This window comes from Psychromonas sp. 14N.309.X.WAT.B.A12 (assembly GCF_030397575.1).
Taxonomy (GTDB): domain Bacteria; phylum Pseudomonadota; class Gammaproteobacteria; order Enterobacterales; family Psychromonadaceae; genus Psychromonas.
Window position 1 is genome coordinate 289,090 of sequence record NZ_JAPNXS010000002.1, and the last position, 16,410, is coordinate 305,499.

Here is a 16,410-nt window from a genome sequence, read left to right on the forward strand (position 1 = left end):
CATGCTATTAACCACTGCAGATACAAAGCCCTTATATTCACCGGCTATTACCATTGAACAAGGCGCTATACAGTACCAACAAGATACCCAACCTGTATTATCAGGCCTAAATATGCAAATGCCAGCACAAAGCTGGACTTGTATTTTAGGGCGGAGTGGCTGTGGTAAAACCACCCTATTACGCTATCTTGCTAATCTGCTAGCAGATAAAGTGCAGTGGTCTGGCGAGTTATCCACCAGCAACCAAATCGCGCTGAAAGGGCAAGTCGCTTATATGGCTCAACAAGACTTATTAATGCCTTGGTTAAACGTATTAGACAATGTGTTACTTAGTGAAAAATTTTCAAAAAAAACTCTGCGCTCTCCATCAAAAGTTCAGCAATATGAAAAAGCTATCGCATTATTAACTGAAGTAGGATTAGCAGACAAAACCCAAGAGTTACCACAAAATTTATCAGGGGGTATGCGCCAACGAGTAGCCTTAGCAAGAACCTTAATGCAAGACAAACCCGTGGTGCTAATGGATGAGCCCTTCTCGGCCCTAGATGCGGTTACACGCTATAAACTACAAAACTTAGCGCACCGATTATTAAAAAATAAGACAGTTTTATTAATCACCCACGCCCCGTTGGAAGCCATTCGCCTAGCCGACCAATTATACATTCTGCATGGAAAACCAGCTTTTGCTAGTGCGCTATCACTGCCAAAACAACAAACACCCAGAGAGTTGAATGCTGAAAGTGCGGCATTACAACAGCGAGTTATTCAACGCTTAGAGCAAGATTATGAATAAAATCCCTAATATTAAAGTCTTAAATAATCGAATTAACACATCAGAAAAAGTGCTGCACAACGCCCTAAGAGTGATATTTACTTTATTGGTATTATTAGTGATTTGGCAAGCAACAGTATTACTGTTTAAGTTACCAAGTTTTATTTTACCTGAGCCTTTATCTGTCTTTGAACGCTTAATTAATCGTATCGATATTTTACTCAAACACAGCTGGATAACGACACAAGAGATCGTATTAGGTTTGTTATTAGGCTTATCCATGGGGTTATTTTTTGCATTACAAATGCTCTTATTTAAACCGGTCAAACGTTGGTTACTACCTGTTCTTATCGCCAGCCAAGCCATTCCCGTGTTTGCAATTGCTCCTATTTTGATGATCTGGTTGGGTTACGGTATTGCATCAAAAATAGTGATGGCGGCGATCATTATTTTCTTTCCTGTGGTGACCTGTTGTTACGATGGGTTAAAGAACACTCCAACAGGCTACTTAGATTTAGCCAATACCATGCAAGCAACTAAATGGCAGCTACTACGCTACATTCAACTCCCTGCTTCCCTACCAACACTTGCCTCAGGAATACGTGTCGCTGTAGTCATTGCTCCCATTGGAGCGGTCGCAGGGGAATGGGTTGGTTCTAGCCAAGGCTTGGGATATTTGATGTTACAAGCCAATGCACGCATGTTAATTGATGAAATGTTTGCCGCCCTATTTATTTTATCCACTATTTCAGTCGCGCTGTACTTCGTCACAGACAAATGTTTAAACAAATTAATACCCTGGCAACTTTAGTCAGCTACACACAACACGGTCCATTAAATGGATGTATATTGAAAAATAAGGAAATAACTGTAATGAAAAAGCAATTTTTACTGGCATCACTGACATTACTGGCAACACTTTTTACCCAATCAGTAGTTGCACAAGATAAGAAAGTCACCTTGATGTTAGATTGGTTTGTTAACCCGAATCATGGCCCAATCGTTATTGCACAACAACGAGGTTACTTTAAACAACAAGGCTTAGAGGTAGATATTCAGGAGCCTGCAGATCCAAGCCTTCCACCTAAGCTAGTTGCAGCAGGCAATCTAGATTTAGCGATAACCTATCAACCAAATCTAATCATTGATGTAGCAGAAGGTTTACCATTAGTTCGCTCTGCAACATTGATCGCAACACCGTTAAATACGTTAATGGTATTGGATAATGGAAAAATTAATACATTAAGTGATTTAAAAAATAAAAAAGTCGGCATTGCTATCTCAGGCAGTGAAGAAGCAATTATTGGCAAAATGTTAGATACAGTAAACCTAACTTTTAATGATGTTGAAATCATTAATGTTGGTTGGGCATTATCAGCCTCTTTAGCATCAGGAAAAGTGGATGCGATCTGGGGGGGATTACGTAACTTCGAAAGTAATCAACTGGCATTAGAAGGCTTTAACTCTAAGGCTTATTTTCCTGAAGAACACGGTGTTCCTGCTTATGATGAATTAATCTTTGTTGCCAACGCCAATAACTATGATGCCAAGATGATTAAGGCATTTAATAAAGCCTTAGAACAAGCAACTATCTATATCACTAATCACCCTCAAGCGGCATGGAAAGAGTTTGTTAGTTATGCACCTGATACTTTAGATAACGAGCTTAATAAACGAGCTTGGAGAGACACGCTTTCTCGTTTTGCACTTCGCCCTTCTGCGGTAGATTTAACGCGTTACGATGATTACGCTCAGTTTATGTTTGATAATAAACTGATCAAAAAGCGACCACAGGCAAAAGACTATATGCCAACTTTTGAATAATGCTTAAACTTTCAAATAGTCATCTCCATTAATCTGATTAAGTGAGACAACAATGAACCATCAAGATTTAATTACCGCTTGCCAAACTGATTGGCAAGCTTATACAAAGCACTCTTTTGTTTTGCAACTAGGCAATGGTAGTTTAGCTCAGCCATGCTTTTTACATTATTTAAAACAAGATTTTCTATTTTTAAAGCAATATGCACGTGCATACGCACTAGCCATTTATAAAGCCAATACATTAGCTGATATGCGTAAAGCATTACCCAGTGTTCATGCTTTATTAGACTTTGAGATTAATCACCATATTACTTACTGTAAGAATTGGGGATTAAGCGAAGCTGATTTAGAGGCCGAAGATGAAGACTTTGGTACCGTAGCTTATACACGCTACGTATTAGATGCAGGCATGACCGGTGACCTAGTGGATTTATATGTAGCCCTTGCGCCTTGTTCAATTGGTTATGCTGAAATTGGTCGTTTTTTAGCAAACGACGACAACACATTATTTGAAGGTAATGAGTTTGCTAGTTGGATAGATCTATACAGTGGAGAGGAGTTCCAACAAAGCATCATTGATAGCACACAACATTTAGATCAATTGTTGGCTGACATTGATATTAACAGCAAACGTGGACAACACCTTGTCAAAGTATTCAAAACAGCAACTAGAATGGAAGTCGCTTTTTGGCAACAAGGGTTAAATACCTTAAGTGAAGGAGTAAAATAATGACCGCTACCCAAGACAAACAACAATTAATCACCCATGCATTACTAAGCTTACGTGAACAGAAACCTTTAGTGGTTAACATCACTAACTATGTGGTGATGAACAACACAGCAAATGCTTTACTGGCGATTGGCGCTTCGCCTATTATGGCTCATTCTCGCCAAGAGTTAGCAGAAATGATGTCATTTAGCGGTGCATTAGTGATTAATATAGGCACTTTAGACAGCCAATGGATCCCACGTATGCTGTATGCGGTAGAACAAGCAAATGCTAATAATAAGCCTGTAGTGTTAGACCCTGTAGGTTGTGGCGCTAGCTCAATACGCACAGAGACCTCTCGCCAAATTGCAGCATTAGCTAAGCAATTAATCATTCGTGGTAATGCCTCTGAGATCATTGCATTAGCAGGAGAACAGGCAACGAGTAAAGGCGTTGATGCGTTAGATAGTAGTGAATCTGCGGTAAATGCAGCACGTTACTTGGTGGAAACCTATCGATGTAATGTAGTTATTTCCGGTGAAGTGGATTACATCATTAATTCTAACAGTGAAATACAATTACATAACGGCCATGCCATGATGCCTTATATTACTGGGATGGGCTGTAGTTTAAGTGCATTAACCGGTGCTTTTGCTGCAATTGGTGAACAAACAGGGCTAGCTGCAGCAGCTATTTTAGGTATTGCTGGAGAGCTTGCAGAGAAAAAATCTGCTGGTCCGGGTAGCTTACAAATGAATCTATTAGATGTGCTATATCAGATTGATTCTGAAATGATTAATCAACATCTAAAATTAACCATCAATCAATAAAAGCACCAAGGAATAAGCATGAACCCGTACCGTTTATATTTAGTCACTGACGACCAACAAGATTTAACAACACTAGTCAGAGTGGTAAAAGATGCCGTTGCGGGTGGGGTGACCATGGTGCAAGTACGTGAAAAAGGCGACAATATTCAGTCTTTTATTGAACGAGCTCAAGCCGTTAAACAGATATTGCAAGGGACTCAAGTAGCACTCATTATTAATGATCGTGTTGATGTTGCTTTAGCAGTTAATGCCGATGGCGTGCACCTAGGTCAGTCGGATATGCCAGTACAATTAGCACGAAAGTTGATTGGCCCAGAAAAAATATTAGGCTTATCCATCGAAAATGATCAACAACTGCTTGAAGCTAATGATTTACCATTGGACTACATTGGATTAAGTGCTATTTTTGCGACACCCACTAAAACTAATATCAAGAAACAATGGGGAATACAGGGGCTAAAGAAAGCACTACAACTCAGCCAATTCCCAATTGTTGCCATTGGGAGTATCTACCAAAGCAATTTAGACACTATTATCGAGACAGGAGTGGATGGTGTTGCCTTAGTTTCCGCCATTTGCCATGCACCATCTCCACAACAAGCCAGTGCTGATTTATTAAAACAGATACACGCAGCAACACCTTTAGATTAGGCCTTCATTTTTTAACACAGATTAACGTTAATCATTAATCTGTCACTGCAAACTCATTAAGAATAACTTACACTATTAAACATAATGTTAAGTTAACCAAAACGATGAGTTGATTATGAATATCACGCTGAAACAATTACATGTTTTTATCACGATTACCCAAGAAAAGACCCTGACTACAGCCGCAGATAAATTATTCTTGAGTAAACCTGCGGTAAGCATGGCATTAGCGGAGCTGGAAAAGCAGCTTGGACATAAATTATTTGAACGTAAAAATAACCGCTTATTAATCAATGAAATGGGCAAAGCATTACTGCCATTAGCCGATGAACAATTAGAGCGTAGTAAGGCGATTATTAGCCTATTTAATAGTCATAATTTCCAAGGAAAATTACGCATTGGCTCCAGCAACACAGTAGGTAACCATCTATTACCCATTTTATTGTCTCAATTCAGGCAAGTAAGCACTCATCAAGATCAATTTATGTGTATTGATAACAGCACAAGTATTGGCAACCAATTGATTGATTATGAGTTAGATATTGCACTAGTTGAAGGTTTACTCATTGATAAGCAATTACATGTAGAACGATGGCTTAAAGATGAAATGGTCATTGTAGCTCACCCTGAACATCCATTAATGAGCCGTAAAGTAGTGACCATTAATGATTTACATGATCAACATTGGATATTACGAGAAAAGGGCTCAGGTTCACGACATTTTTTTATTGATCATATAGGCCAACACTTAACAGATCTAGATATTGCTTTTGAATTGACAAGTACAGAAGCGATCATCAACTGTTGTGCCTCAGGTCTAGGTGTCGCCTGTATGTCTAAAACCGCAGCTCGTCATGCCCTCAATGATAAACGCGTAGTCACCTTACCTATTGATATTGATATGTCTCGTGATTTATACCTGGTCTGGCATAAAGAAAAGTATCAAAGCCCAATCCTAAAAGAGTTCATTAACTATTGCCGACAATGGTCTTTACCTGAGTAAAAAATGATAACAATCATATTAAACTAGATATAAATCGATGTTTTATAAAGAAATAACAATTATAACTACCCATATTTGAATAATAGCCTATGCTCTGTTAATAATTTAAATGATATTATTTTTTAGGGACAAAAAACTGCTATGGCTAGAACCAAAACCATTACCACTGACGATATCTTATTAGTGTTATGTAACTCCATGAAATCCGTGTTAAGTAACGCAACAGGGCACTCAGTTAACTATTCAGGTATGGTACAAAAAATCAACAAAACATGCTTGAAACCAGATATTGGCTGTTTTGTATTATTTGATGGAGGATTCTCTGGCTTAGTTATTTTAAACTTCAATGCTGCAGCTGCGCTAGAGTTATATACCAATTACATGATCAACATGGGGCTGCCAAAAGATGAGCTAGCAACCACACATACAGCTGATGAAGTAAGTGATGTAATGGGAGAGTTAATGAATCAAATGGTGGGTGATTTTACTGGTGTTATTGGCCATGAATTGCATACTTCCATTACCCAAAACCAACCGAAAATGCTGACCATCAATAAACAAGTTTTATTATCCATCGATACCAACTTAGATCGCCCACAAGCGCGTCGTGTGACATTTACGACAGCCAACAATAATATCTTCTACCTTGAGCTTGCTATGGATAAAACGGAGTTCATTAAGCTTCCTAACTTTGAAGAGCGTGAAAAGTTTGATATCGATGCGTTATTTGATGAAAAACCAGATAACTCAGTAAAAACAACTGAAACTCATGCTAAGAAGCCAACCGCAGATGAAGATTTATTAGCGGAATTGGGACTTTAATTTTTCACCTAAAAAATGCCCAAAGAGTCAACTCTTTGGGCATTATCATTTTGATATTAGTGAAGGAGAAAAAACAGTTTATTTCGCTTTTTTCATCTCATCTTTATGTTGTAGAAAATTATCAAACTCAACACTTGTTATTTTACCGTCGCCATTTGCATCTAACATTTCAAATGTTGGGCGCTTTTTACCTTTATGCTTCATGATAACTTTTGCATCAATTTCTTGTTGTGTGATTTTACCATCAGCATTGCTATCTAACTTATCAAAACCTTTTAATAAACGCCCTTTGGCTTCATTTTTAGTGATTGCACCGTCGTTATTTGTATCAAATTTCTCAAAGTTTGCTTTGGGATGACCTTTACCTTTATGCATTTTTTTAACTAGCTCGAATTCTGCTGATGTAATTTTACCATCAGAGTCTGTATCGACTTTATCAAATCCTTTTAGTAAACGCCCTTTTGCTTCATCTTTAGTAATAGCACCATCGTTATTTGCATCTATTTTATCAAAGCTAGGTTGCTTATGACCTTTACCCTTGTGCATTTTAGAGGCAGCTTTTAGCTCTTGTTTAGTGATATCGCCGCTGTTATCAGCATCAATTTTATCGAAGTTTTCCGCTAAACGGCCTTTTGCTTCATCTTTACTGATCACACCATCACTGTTGCTATCCATTTTCTCAAAGCTTGGTTTTTTATGACCTTTACCTTTGTGCATATCAAGCGCTGCTTTTAATTCAGTTTTAGTGATATCACCACTGTTATCAGCATCAATTTTATCGAAGTTTTCCGCTAAACGGCCTTTTGCTTCATCTTTACTGATCACACCATCACTGTTGCTATCCATTTTCTCAAAGTTAGCTTTTTTATGACCTTTACCTTTGCCCTTATGCATCTCTTGGATTTTTGCAAATTCAGCTTCAGAAATTGAACCATTATCATCACTGTCTACTTTATCAAAATGTTTTAGTAACATGCCTTTAGCTTCACTTTTAGAGATAGCATTATCATTGTTTACATCCACATCAGAGAAATCTAATTGATGGTTTCCACCTTTACGCATGTTTTCCATGGCGTTGTATTCAGTCGTTGATAATGAACCATTTGCATCGCTATCAATTTTATCAAAGTGTTTCGCTAAACCACCTTTTGCTTCATCTTTAGTAATCACACCGTCTTTATTTGTATCTACTTGAGCAAACTCAGGCTTATTAGGTTGCTTTCCTCTATGCATTGGTTTTGCAGACTCAAATTCAGCTTTTGTAATTTCACCATCATTATTAGTATCAAAATCAGCAAAATTAGGTTGCTTACGATCTTTTTTCATTTGCTTAATATTATCGAACTCTGCTTTTGAAATTGAACCGTTTGCATCTGTATCCACTTTATCAAAATACTTTGCTAATTTGCCTGTAGCTTCTAACTGGCTAATTTCACCATTGTTGTCGCTGTCAAAACTTGCGAAGTCGTTATTTGCAACTTTATTAACTGCAGCCATTGTTAGAGAACTTGAAACGATTAATGCAACACTGCTTAACATAAATAACTTTTTCATATAAACCTCTTTTTACTTTAGTAAGAATGGCTCTGCTCTGAGCCGATGTAGAGACTATAGATAATCAATGTGCAGGAAATATGGATAAATTAAGGAGTTAGCGTTTTTCTGAATATTTTTAAGAGATTTTTGTAGCGGTATAATTAAAGGAGGCCAGTTCTAGTAATAGTAGGTGCCGGCACTAAGCAGCAGACACCCAGATATAGTAACTAGAGTGCGAACTTATAACCCACGCCGTAAATTGATTGAATACAATCGACCTCGGCATCGACATTTTGTATTTTACGACGAAGGTTCTTAATATGACTATCAATGGTTCTATCTGTTACTACCCGATTATCAGAATAGATTTGCGACATTAATTGTTCACGGCTAAACACTTGATCTTTGTGTTGATGAAAATGAGCAAGAAGGCGAAACTCAGCGCGAGTTAAGCTTACCTCTTGCCCTTTCACCAATACTTGCATCGTTGACTCATTGATACTTAAAATTTGCTCAAAGGCTTTTTTATCGTCGCTAGCACGCCTTAGTATATTCTTTACTCGTACAACCACTTCTCGAGGGCTATAAGGCTTACAAATATAGTCGTCAGCACCTAGCTCTAAACCAATAAGGCGATCTATCTCATCCACTCGTGCCGTTGCCATCACGACAGGAACATCACTAAAGGCTCGTAATTCACGATAGATATCTAAACCATTTTTACCCGGTAACATAAGATCTAATATCAACAGATCAATAGCATTGTTTTTTAACCACTCAATGGCCTGACTACCGTCATTAATTACATCGGTCACAAAGCCCGATAAACTGAGATACTCGCTTAGCACTTGTGCTAAGGACTCTTCATCTTCCACAATTAAAATCCGTTGTGACATAACACTTCCTCTAAAAAATTAATGAGATGCGATAGGTAAATGAATGGTGATTGCTAAGCCACCTAACTCCGAATGACTTGCCAACATTTTGCCATGGTGTGCTTTAACAATTGTTTGGCAAATAGATAATCCTAAGCCTGAACCACCACTTAAACGACTTCGCGATTCATCAACCCTAAATAAACGTTCAAATAGTTTAGGTAATGCAGCATCTGGTACACCAGGTGCACTATCTTCAATACGAATTTGCATGATCTTTTTATCTTGAGTAACTTGTACATTTAAAATGCCAGGACCATCGGTGTAACGTAAACTGTTCTCGAATAAATTAGAAAACAATTGGGTCAAGGCTTTGCTGTCTCCTGTGATGACATTAACAGCACTTTCTTGAAAATAATGTTGTAGCTGAATTTTTTTCTCTTGAAAACGCAATTGATATTGTAAGCAATTATTTTCTATTAATTTCTTAATATTGACTGATTCGCTTAAGTCAAATTGCATTCCTGCATCGGATAAAGACAACTGATAGAGATCGTTAACCAGTTTATTTAAGTTCTGCACCTGGTAATGCAAAGAGTCAATATATTTAGGCTCTGGTTTACGAATGCCATCTTGTAACGCTTCGATCTCACTTTTTAAAACAGAAATAGGTGTACGCAACTCATGTGAAATATCAGCTAACCACTGCTCTCTTGTTTCTTTTTGCACCAATAAACTTTGGCTCAACTCATTAAAACGCATCGATAATGCAGCTAATTCATCTTCACCATCTATCTCTATTTGAGTTTGGTAATCCCCTTCCTGTATTGAGCTTGTTGCATCTTCCAAACGCTTCAAAGGCGTTAATAAATGACGCACTAACAACCATGAAAGCACAAAGGAGATCAATGTCACCCACAATACAATCCACATTAAGTTGTACTTTTGCTGTTGATGAAAACTGCTCTCTAAAGCACCCGGGGTAATGTCACGCTTCTTGGTCGCTACCCAGCCTACTATTTTTTGATTGTACTTAATCGGTACTTTAATTAATTCATCATCACCGATGGCAATATTCTTGTTCCACAATGGAGTCCAATTGGTATCAAACACAGTAATACGTTTCAATAAACGACTAACATATCTAGATCGTGATTTTTGAGGTTCATGCTCCCCTTCAGAAGGCCGAGCAAAGATACGCCCAAGAATAAACTCTGCAACTTCTGGGGTTAATTCATCCCAGCCTTTATCTTCAGAATAATAGGATGATAGATTTTCAGACACTAAACGCAGCTTGCGCTCTTCGCCATGGTTTAAATAGCGTTGTAAACCCTGTTGGAAACTATCATCGATTAGGCCAGCAATACCCACCACCATCAAAGAACTGATCAGTAGCATAGAAAACAGAATTTTTTTAAACAAAGTAAGACGCATCAAGCACCCTTAAACAGTAAAAGTAAACAAAGCAAAAGATGGGCATAATTTATAGCCGGACCTACATAATATCATTTTTATAGCTATAACAGAAAAGCGTATCAAAGCGGCCATTATTTTTGTCTATTACAGAGTTTAATTATCTGTAAAAGTTCTCATTTTCCCATAGTAAACTCAGTGGCTTCAAAAAATGGGCAAAAAAAAACCATCAAGCACATGACTTAATGGTTTTATGCGATGCAAAATAGTAATGCATCAAATAACGTTGTTTAGTGTATTAGATGTTATCTACAGCAGCATTCAAGGTTTTACTTGGGCGCATTGCAGCAGTTACTTTAGCTGGGTCAGTATGGAAATAACCACCTAAATCAACTTTTACTCCCTGTGCATCATTTAGCTCTTGTACAATCACCGCTTCATTACTTAGTAGTGACTCAGCTAATGGTTTGAATTGTGCCTGTAGTTCAAGATCTTTGGTTTGTGCCGCTAGTGCTTCAGCCCAGTACATAGCTAAGTAGAAATGGCTACCACGGTTATCTAACTCACCTACTTTACGAGAAGGAGATTTATCTTCTTTTAAGAATTTACCGTTAGCTACATGTAACGCTTCCGCTAATACTACTGCTTTTTCATTACCTGTTTTAGCTGCGATATCTTCAATAGATACTGCTAATGCTAAGAATTCACCTAGTGAATCCCAGCGTAAATGGTTTTCTTCAACAAATTGTTGAACATGCTTAGGCGCTGAACCACCAGCACCTGTCTCAAATAAACCACCACCAACAAGAAGTGGTACAATTGACAGCATTTTTGCACTTGTACCCAACTCTAAGATAGGGAATAAATCTGTTAAGTAATCACGTAATACGTTGCCTGTTACAGAGATAGTATTTTTACCCTCTTTAACACGTTGTAATGTGTATTTACATGCATCTACAGGCGCTAGGATTTGAATATCTAGACCTGTTGTATCGTGTTCTTTCAAGTAAGTATTTACTTTTTCGATTAAGTTTTTATCGTGTGCACGTTTTTCATCTAACCAGAAGATAGCTGGTTGGCCTGTTGCTTGCGCACGACTAACTGCTAGACGCACCCAGTCACGAATTGGAATATCTTTCGCTTGACACATACGCCAGATATCACCTTTCTCAACATCATGAGACATCAATACATTACCAGCTGAATCACTCACTTTTACAGTACCAGCTTCGGTGATTTGGAATGTTTTATCATGTGAACCGTATTCTTCAGCTTTTTGCGCCATTAGACCAACGTTAGATACGTTACCCATTGTTGCAGGATCAAACGCACCATTTTCACGACAGAACTTAATTGTTTCGTCGTAGATACCTGCGTAACAACGATCCGGAATCAATGCTTTAGTATCTTCAAGTTTGCCTTCTGCATTCCACATTTGACCGCTAGAACGAACCATAGCAGGCATAGAAGCATCAATAATCACATCACTTGGTACGTGTAAGTTTGTGATACCTTTGTCTGAATCTACCATTGCTAGACTTGGACGTGTTGTGTAAACCGCTTGAATATCAGCTTCAATTTCTGCTTTTTGATCTGCAGGTAAAGTAGCAATTTTAGCGTACACATCACCAAGACCATTACGCTCATCAACACCTAACTCTTTAAATAAGTCTGCATACTTAGTAAATACATCTTTAAAGTAAACGGTTACTGCGTGACCAAACATAATTGGGTCAGATACTTTCATCATCGTCGCTTTAAGGTGTAGCGATAACATGATGTTGTTGTCTTTTGCTTCTGTCATTTGTTGCTCAAAGAAAGCACGTAATGCTGAAGCGCTCATACGAGATGAGTCAATAACTTCGTCTTTTAATACTGGCGTTGATGCTTTTAATACTGACGTTTCGCCAGCTGCATTAGTGAATTCAATTTTTACATCATCATCTTGTTGCAGTACAACTGACTGTTCTGAGCTGTAAAAATCACCTTCTGACATGTTAGCAACATGTGATTTAGACTCTGAAGACCATTTCCCCATACGATGCGGGTTGTCTTGTGCATATTGTTTTACTGCATCAGCAACACGACGGTCTGAGTTACCTTCACGTAATACAGGGTTTACTGCACTACCTAACACTTTTGCGTAACGCGCTTGTGTGTCTTTCTCTTCGTCTGTTGTAGCTACTTCAGGGTAAGCTGGTAAATCAAAACCATGCTCTTGTAGTTCTTTAATCGCCGCTTGTAACTGAGGAATCGATGCACTTACATTCGGTAATTTAATAATATTTGCTTCAGGTGTTTTAGCTAACTCACCTAATTCTGCTAATGCATCAGCTTGTTGTTGTTCTGCTGGCAGTTTATCCGAGAAGTTAGCAATGATTCGACCAGCTAAAGAGATGTCACGTGTTTCTACAACAATGTTTGCTGCTTTAGTGAAGGCATTAACAATCGGTAATAGAGAGTGAGTTGCAAGCGCAGGTGCTTCATCTGTTTGTGTATAGATGATCTTTGCTGATTTATCTGTCATTTTATTTCCTTTAACAAAAATTTATGAAGTGAATTAATTGCGTTAAAAATGTTATCAATTTGTTACACAAAATAATTAAGCCGATATCATATCGAAAAAAACAAAATTATCTAGTTTAGTGCTCTTATCTCAAAGGCTTAAATGTGACCTCGATCACCATTCATGCACTGTATATGTTACAAACAAGTAACAAAACAACTAAAAACATGATTATTCGACACCCTTAAACATACCATTTAATCACTGCACTGCGTGAATTTTTTATTCTGATATACTTAACCTTTTTCAACTGTGTTAAGGAACATAAGTGACTCAAGCTCCCATCAATAAAAAAAGTAACAATAACAAAACAGGTGAAAATAAACGTAAACGCCAAACCAAAAAGCCAACTCACTTCAATGTAAAAAAAGCGGCGCATAAAACCTTTGTTCCTAAAAAAGTAATGCCTAAATCGATGCAAAAGATTGTCTTGTTTAACAAGCCATTTGATGTATTGAGCCAGTTTACCGATGAAGGCAACCCTGATAGCATCCGTGAAACATTAAAAGACTATATTGATATTCCTAATATATATGCAGCGGGACGTTTAGATAGAGACAGTGAAGGCCTACTAGTACTAACCAATGACGGCCAATTACAAGCTGAGATCACTCAACCCGGTAAGAAAACAGCAAAAATATACTGGGTACAAGTAGAAGGTCGACCTACTGAAGCTGATTTAGATAAGCTACGTAAAGGAGTGACCTTAAAAGATGGATTAACTTTACCAGCTAAAGCAAAAATAATGGATAACCCTGAAATTTGGGAGCGTTACCCGCCGATCCGCGAACGTGCTAATATTCCAACAACTTGGTTAAGCATTACCATTATGGAAGGACGTAATCGTCAGGTACGTAGAATGACTGCTAACATTGGCTTCCCTACGTTACGACTTATTCGCTATGCTATCGGCGATTGGACAATTAAAGACTTAGATAACGGCACTTACAAAGTACTGTAATCGTCTACAGAGACCTATAAATAGCCGCTTTGGGCTTATTTATAGGTGCTCGCATAATGTACCGTTAAAAATAGTTTAAGCTGCGAAACCCATATTCTGCAAAGCGATGACTTAGTGCAGATAACTGCGCTGTATTGTTAAAATGCTTTGTATAAAAAGCGTGATGTGAATGTTCCTCTGCACAACTAACCTTAGGCTCTTGATCCTCACCTAATAACTGCTTCACTCTTAAGGCAATCGCCTCACCCGAGTCTATTAACTTGATCGGCATTTCAAAACATTTTTGTATTTCAGCTTTTAATAGTGGGAAGTGAGTACAACCCAACACTAGCGTATCTGGCATAGTGACTTGTTGATTTAACCAAGGGGCTAAAATAGTTAAAAACTCATTTTGATCAAGCTCTTTCCCCATTAACTTGTCTTCCGCTAGTTTAACTAACTGAGTCGAACCAATACTTAACACGGTTTTACCTGCGGCAAATTGTGTAATTAATTGCTGTGTATAATCACGGGCGATAGTTCCTGGCGTAGCAAGCAAACCAATCACATTATTACGAGTCACTGCACTCGCAGGTTTAATGGCTGGTACTACCCCTACAATTGGGATAGTAAAATGTTGGCGTAACGCCTTTAAAGCAACAGTACTGGCAGAGTTACAAGCAATAACAATCAGATCAGCTGGGTATTGCCCTAAAAAATCAGTTAATAATTGAGTAAGACGCGCGACTAATTGAGTTTGCTTTAACTCGCCGTAGGGAAAGTACGCATTATCAAAAAGGTACTGACATTGAATACTTGGATTGATTTTAATTATCTGCTCATAAACAGATAAACCACCGACACCAGAATCAAATATAAGTACACGTTTTACAGACATTAATCAGCTTCCTAGAGAAAAAAACTATTTTATACCAATTATATTAAATAACTGACCTAAATTTTATGTAGTGAGAATGATTTAGTTAAAAGAGAAGATTGAACCTTTCAAAAATGAACATCACGAATAGCCTCTCGGAGAACTAACGAAAAGAGACTCATTCTTTAATGATTGTTACCTTTAGGAAACTCGCAACCAACAAATAAGTTATTTTTAACATGTAAAATCCCCCATTAGTGAATGTGTTGATGCTCCCCTTAATCAGATAAATCAACAAATAAAATGATATAACCTAGCCAAGTACAAGCACCTGCTTTAGAATGCCCATCCATTTATATGTTATTGAAAGAATAGCGCCAAAAAAGCAATAGAATACAGAGGTAGAAATGAGCATAGAATTTGTTGATCCGGATAATTATGAATCACAATTAGACGCTAAAAAAACACAATTTAATCGCCTTTTTTCAACCTTTGAATTACCTGAGTTAGAATGTTTTGCTTCACCAAAAACCCATTATCGTATGCGAAGCCAATTCCGTGTTTGGCATGAAGATATGGATCTGTATTTCTACATGACAGATCAAGAGACACGCCAACGTATTCGTGTCGACCAATTCCCGCCTGCAAGCGAGCTAATCAATCAATTAATGCCTAGACTAGTTGAAGAGCTTAAAGTCTCTCCTATTCTTCGTTATAAGCTGTTCCAAGCGAACTTCTTATCCAGTATGAGTGGCGAAATCATGGTTAGTTTTCTCTACCATAAAATTCTGGATGACGAATGGTTAACCGCAATCAAAGCACTCAAAGAACGTTTATCGGGTGAATTTAAGATTAATTTCATTGGCCGCGCGCGTAAGCAAAAACTGATTGTTGACCACGATTACGTCATTGAAAAGCTTCAGGTTGATGGCCAAGAGTTAATCTATCAACAAGTTGAGAATAGCTTTACCCAACCAAACGGCAAAATATCTGAAAAGATGTTGGATTGGGCCATTGAATGTACACGTAATAGCAAAGGTGATTTGTTAGAGTTATATTGTGGTAACGGCAACTTTTCTTTAGCTTTAGCTAAAAACTTCGACCGCGTTTTAGCCACTGAAATATCAACACCTTCGGTGAACTCAGCACAATACAACATCGCAGCGAATAACATCGACAATGTCACGATCGTGCGGATGTCTGCCGAGGAATTTACGCAAGCCATTAACGGAGTGCGTGAATTTAATCGTTTAAAAGAGAAGAATATTGATTTATCAAGTTACCAATGTAACACCATTTTTGTTGATCCCCCTCGTGCTGGATTAGATGATGAGACGGTGAAGATGGTGCAAACCTATGACAATATTATGTACATAAGCTGTAATCCTGAAACCTTAAAAGCGAATTTAGAAGTCTTTACACAAACGCATGATATCAAGCGTTTCTCTTTATTTGATCAGTTCCCTTATACACATCACACAGAAGCTGGTGTGTACTTAGTTAAACGAAAAGATTAAACAATACTAACTGAATGAACATGTAAAAGGGCTGAATAGATGATCTATTCAGCCCTTTTTAGTCATCCCCATTAT

General features: G+C 37.8%; 15 protein-coding genes. 10 read left to right on the forward strand and 5 right to left on the reverse strand.

All coding sequences use genetic code 11. From position 1 onward, the window contains the following. Position 1: 1 nt before the first annotated feature. The 8 genes from OW492_RS04325 (at position 2) to OW492_RS04360 (ending at position 6,611) form a co-directional block, all read left to right on the forward strand. Positions 2 to 793 carry an ABC transporter ATP-binding protein gene (locus tag OW492_RS04325; protein WP_290038697.1) on the forward strand — a complete coding sequence of 264 codons (792 nt, stop codon included), beginning with the start codon at positions 2 to 4 and terminating at the stop codon, positions 791 to 793. Then, positions 786 to 1,583 carry an ABC transporter permease gene (locus OW492_RS04330; protein ID WP_290038698.1) on the forward strand — a complete coding sequence of 266 codons (798 nt, stop codon included), beginning with the start codon at positions 786 to 788 and terminating at the stop codon, positions 1,581 to 1,583. The genes OW492_RS04325 and OW492_RS04330 overlap by 8 nt, the downstream gene beginning before the upstream one ends. 62 nt (positions 1,584 to 1,645) lie before the next feature. Next, complete coding sequence (locus tag OW492_RS04335; RefSeq protein WP_290038699.1) at positions 1,646 to 2,596, forward strand: ABC transporter substrate-binding protein; 951 nt, start codon at positions 1,646 to 1,648, stop codon at positions 2,594 to 2,596. Positions 2,597 to 2,648: 52 nt separating this feature from the next. Further along, positions 2,649 to 3,326 carry a TenA family protein gene (locus OW492_RS04340; protein WP_290038700.1) on the forward strand — a complete coding sequence of 226 codons (678 nt, stop codon included), beginning with the start codon at positions 2,649 to 2,651 and terminating at the stop codon, positions 3,324 to 3,326. Continuing rightward, positions 3,326 to 4,135: a hydroxyethylthiazole kinase gene (thiM, locus tag OW492_RS04345; protein WP_290038701.1), complete on the forward strand. Its 810-nt coding sequence runs from the start codon at positions 3,326 to 3,328 to the stop codon at positions 4,133 to 4,135. The genes OW492_RS04340 and thiM overlap by 1 nt, the downstream gene beginning before the upstream one ends. Positions 4,136 to 4,153: 18 nt before the next feature. Continuing rightward, a complete protein-coding gene (thiE, locus tag OW492_RS04350; protein WP_290038702.1) occupies positions 4,154 to 4,786 on the forward strand; it encodes a thiamine phosphate synthase in 633 nt (210 codons plus the stop codon). A gap of 115 nt (positions 4,787 to 4,901) precedes the next feature. Further along, positions 4,902 to 5,789 (forward strand): LysR family transcriptional regulator, encoded by an 888-nt coding sequence (locus tag OW492_RS04355; RefSeq protein WP_290038703.1) that lies wholly within the window; start codon positions 4,902 to 4,904, stop codon positions 5,787 to 5,789. A 141-nt stretch (positions 5,790 to 5,930) separates the two neighbouring features. Next, positions 5,931 to 6,611: a DUF3334 family protein gene (locus OW492_RS04360; RefSeq protein ID WP_290038704.1), complete on the forward strand. Its 681-nt coding sequence runs from the start codon at positions 5,931 to 5,933 to the stop codon at positions 6,609 to 6,611. Between the two features lie 78 nt (positions 6,612 to 6,689). Here the strand turns inward: OW492_RS04360 and OW492_RS04365 are convergent, their stop codons facing one another. The 4 genes from OW492_RS04365 to OW492_RS04380 form a co-directional block, all read right to left on the reverse strand. Continuing rightward, positions 6,690 to 8,165 carry an EF-hand domain-containing protein gene (locus tag OW492_RS04365; RefSeq protein ID WP_290038705.1) on the reverse strand — a complete coding sequence of 492 codons (1,476 nt, stop codon included), beginning with the start codon at positions 8,163 to 8,165 and terminating at the stop codon, positions 6,690 to 6,692. 209 nt (positions 8,166 to 8,374) lie between these two features. After that, positions 8,375 to 9,043 carry a response regulator gene (locus tag OW492_RS04370; protein ID WP_290038706.1) on the reverse strand — a complete coding sequence of 223 codons (669 nt, stop codon included), beginning with the start codon at positions 9,041 to 9,043 and terminating at the stop codon, positions 8,375 to 8,377. An 18-nt stretch (positions 9,044 to 9,061) separates the two neighbouring features. Continuing rightward, complete coding sequence (locus OW492_RS04375) at positions 9,062 to 10,456, reverse strand: ATP-binding protein (RefSeq protein ID WP_290038707.1); 1,395 nt, start codon at positions 10,454 to 10,456, stop codon at positions 9,062 to 9,064. Between the two features lie 277 nt (positions 10,457 to 10,733). Next, positions 10,734 to 12,962, reverse strand: a complete 2,229-nt coding sequence (locus OW492_RS04380; protein WP_290038708.1) for an NADP-dependent isocitrate dehydrogenase — start codon at positions 12,960 to 12,962, stop codon at positions 10,734 to 10,736. A gap of 307 nt (positions 12,963 to 13,269) precedes the next feature. Between OW492_RS04380 and OW492_RS04385 the strand changes: the two genes are divergently transcribed. Then, a complete protein-coding gene (locus tag OW492_RS04385; protein WP_290038709.1) occupies positions 13,270 to 13,962 on the forward strand; it encodes a pseudouridine synthase in 693 nt (230 codons plus the stop codon). A 64-nt stretch (positions 13,963 to 14,026) separates the two neighbouring features. Here OW492_RS04385 and murI read toward each other — a convergent pair whose 3' ends face one another. After that, on the reverse strand, positions 14,027 to 14,839 hold the full coding sequence (gene murI, locus OW492_RS04390; RefSeq protein WP_290038710.1) for a glutamate racemase: 813 nt from the start codon (positions 14,837 to 14,839) through the stop codon (positions 14,027 to 14,029). 386 nt (positions 14,840 to 15,225) lie between these two features. Between murI and trmA the strand changes: the two genes are divergently transcribed. Continuing rightward, entirely contained in the window at positions 15,226 to 16,335 is a 1,110-nt protein-coding gene (gene trmA, locus OW492_RS04395) for a tRNA (uridine(54)-C5)-methyltransferase TrmA (RefSeq protein WP_290038711.1), read from the forward strand. Positions 16,336 to 16,410 lie beyond the last annotated feature (75 nt).

Coding starts and splice junctions, on each gene's coding strand:
- OW492_RS04325 (WP_290038697.1), top strand. CDS start 2: ATGCTATTAACCACTGCAGATACAAAGCCCTTATATTCACCGGCTATT.
- OW492_RS04330 (WP_290038698.1), top strand. CDS start 786: ATGAATAAAATCCCTAATATTAAAGTCTTAAATAATCGAATTAACACA.
- OW492_RS04335 (WP_290038699.1), top strand. CDS start 1,646: ATGAAAAAGCAATTTTTACTGGCATCACTGACATTACTGGCAACACTT.
- OW492_RS04340 (WP_290038700.1), top strand. CDS start 2,649: ATGAACCATCAAGATTTAATTACCGCTTGCCAAACTGATTGGCAAGCT.
- thiM (WP_290038701.1), top strand. CDS start 3,326: ATGACCGCTACCCAAGACAAACAACAATTAATCACCCATGCATTACTA.
- thiE (WP_290038702.1), top strand. CDS start 4,154: ATGAACCCGTACCGTTTATATTTAGTCACTGACGACCAACAAGATTTA.
- OW492_RS04355 (WP_290038703.1), top strand. CDS start 4,902: ATGAATATCACGCTGAAACAATTACATGTTTTTATCACGATTACCCAA.
- OW492_RS04360 (WP_290038704.1), top strand. CDS start 5,931: ATGGCTAGAACCAAAACCATTACCACTGACGATATCTTATTAGTGTTA.
- OW492_RS04365 (WP_290038705.1), bottom strand. CDS start 8,165: ATGAAAAAGTTATTTATGTTAAGCAGTGTTGCATTAATCGTTTCAAGT.
- OW492_RS04370 (WP_290038706.1), bottom strand. CDS start 9,043: ATGTCACAACGGATTTTAATTGTGGAAGATGAAGAGTCCTTAGCACAA.
- OW492_RS04375 (WP_290038707.1), bottom strand. CDS start 10,456: ATGCGTCTTACTTTGTTTAAAAAAATTCTGTTTTCTATGCTACTGATC.
- OW492_RS04380 (WP_290038708.1), bottom strand. CDS start 12,962: ATGACAGATAAATCAGCAAAGATCATCTATACACAAACAGATGAAGCA.
- murI (WP_290038710.1), bottom strand. CDS start 14,839: ATGTCTGTAAAACGTGTACTTATATTTGATTCTGGTGTCGGTGGTTTA.
- trmA (WP_290038711.1), top strand. CDS start 15,226: ATGAGCATAGAATTTGTTGATCCGGATAATTATGAATCACAATTAGAC.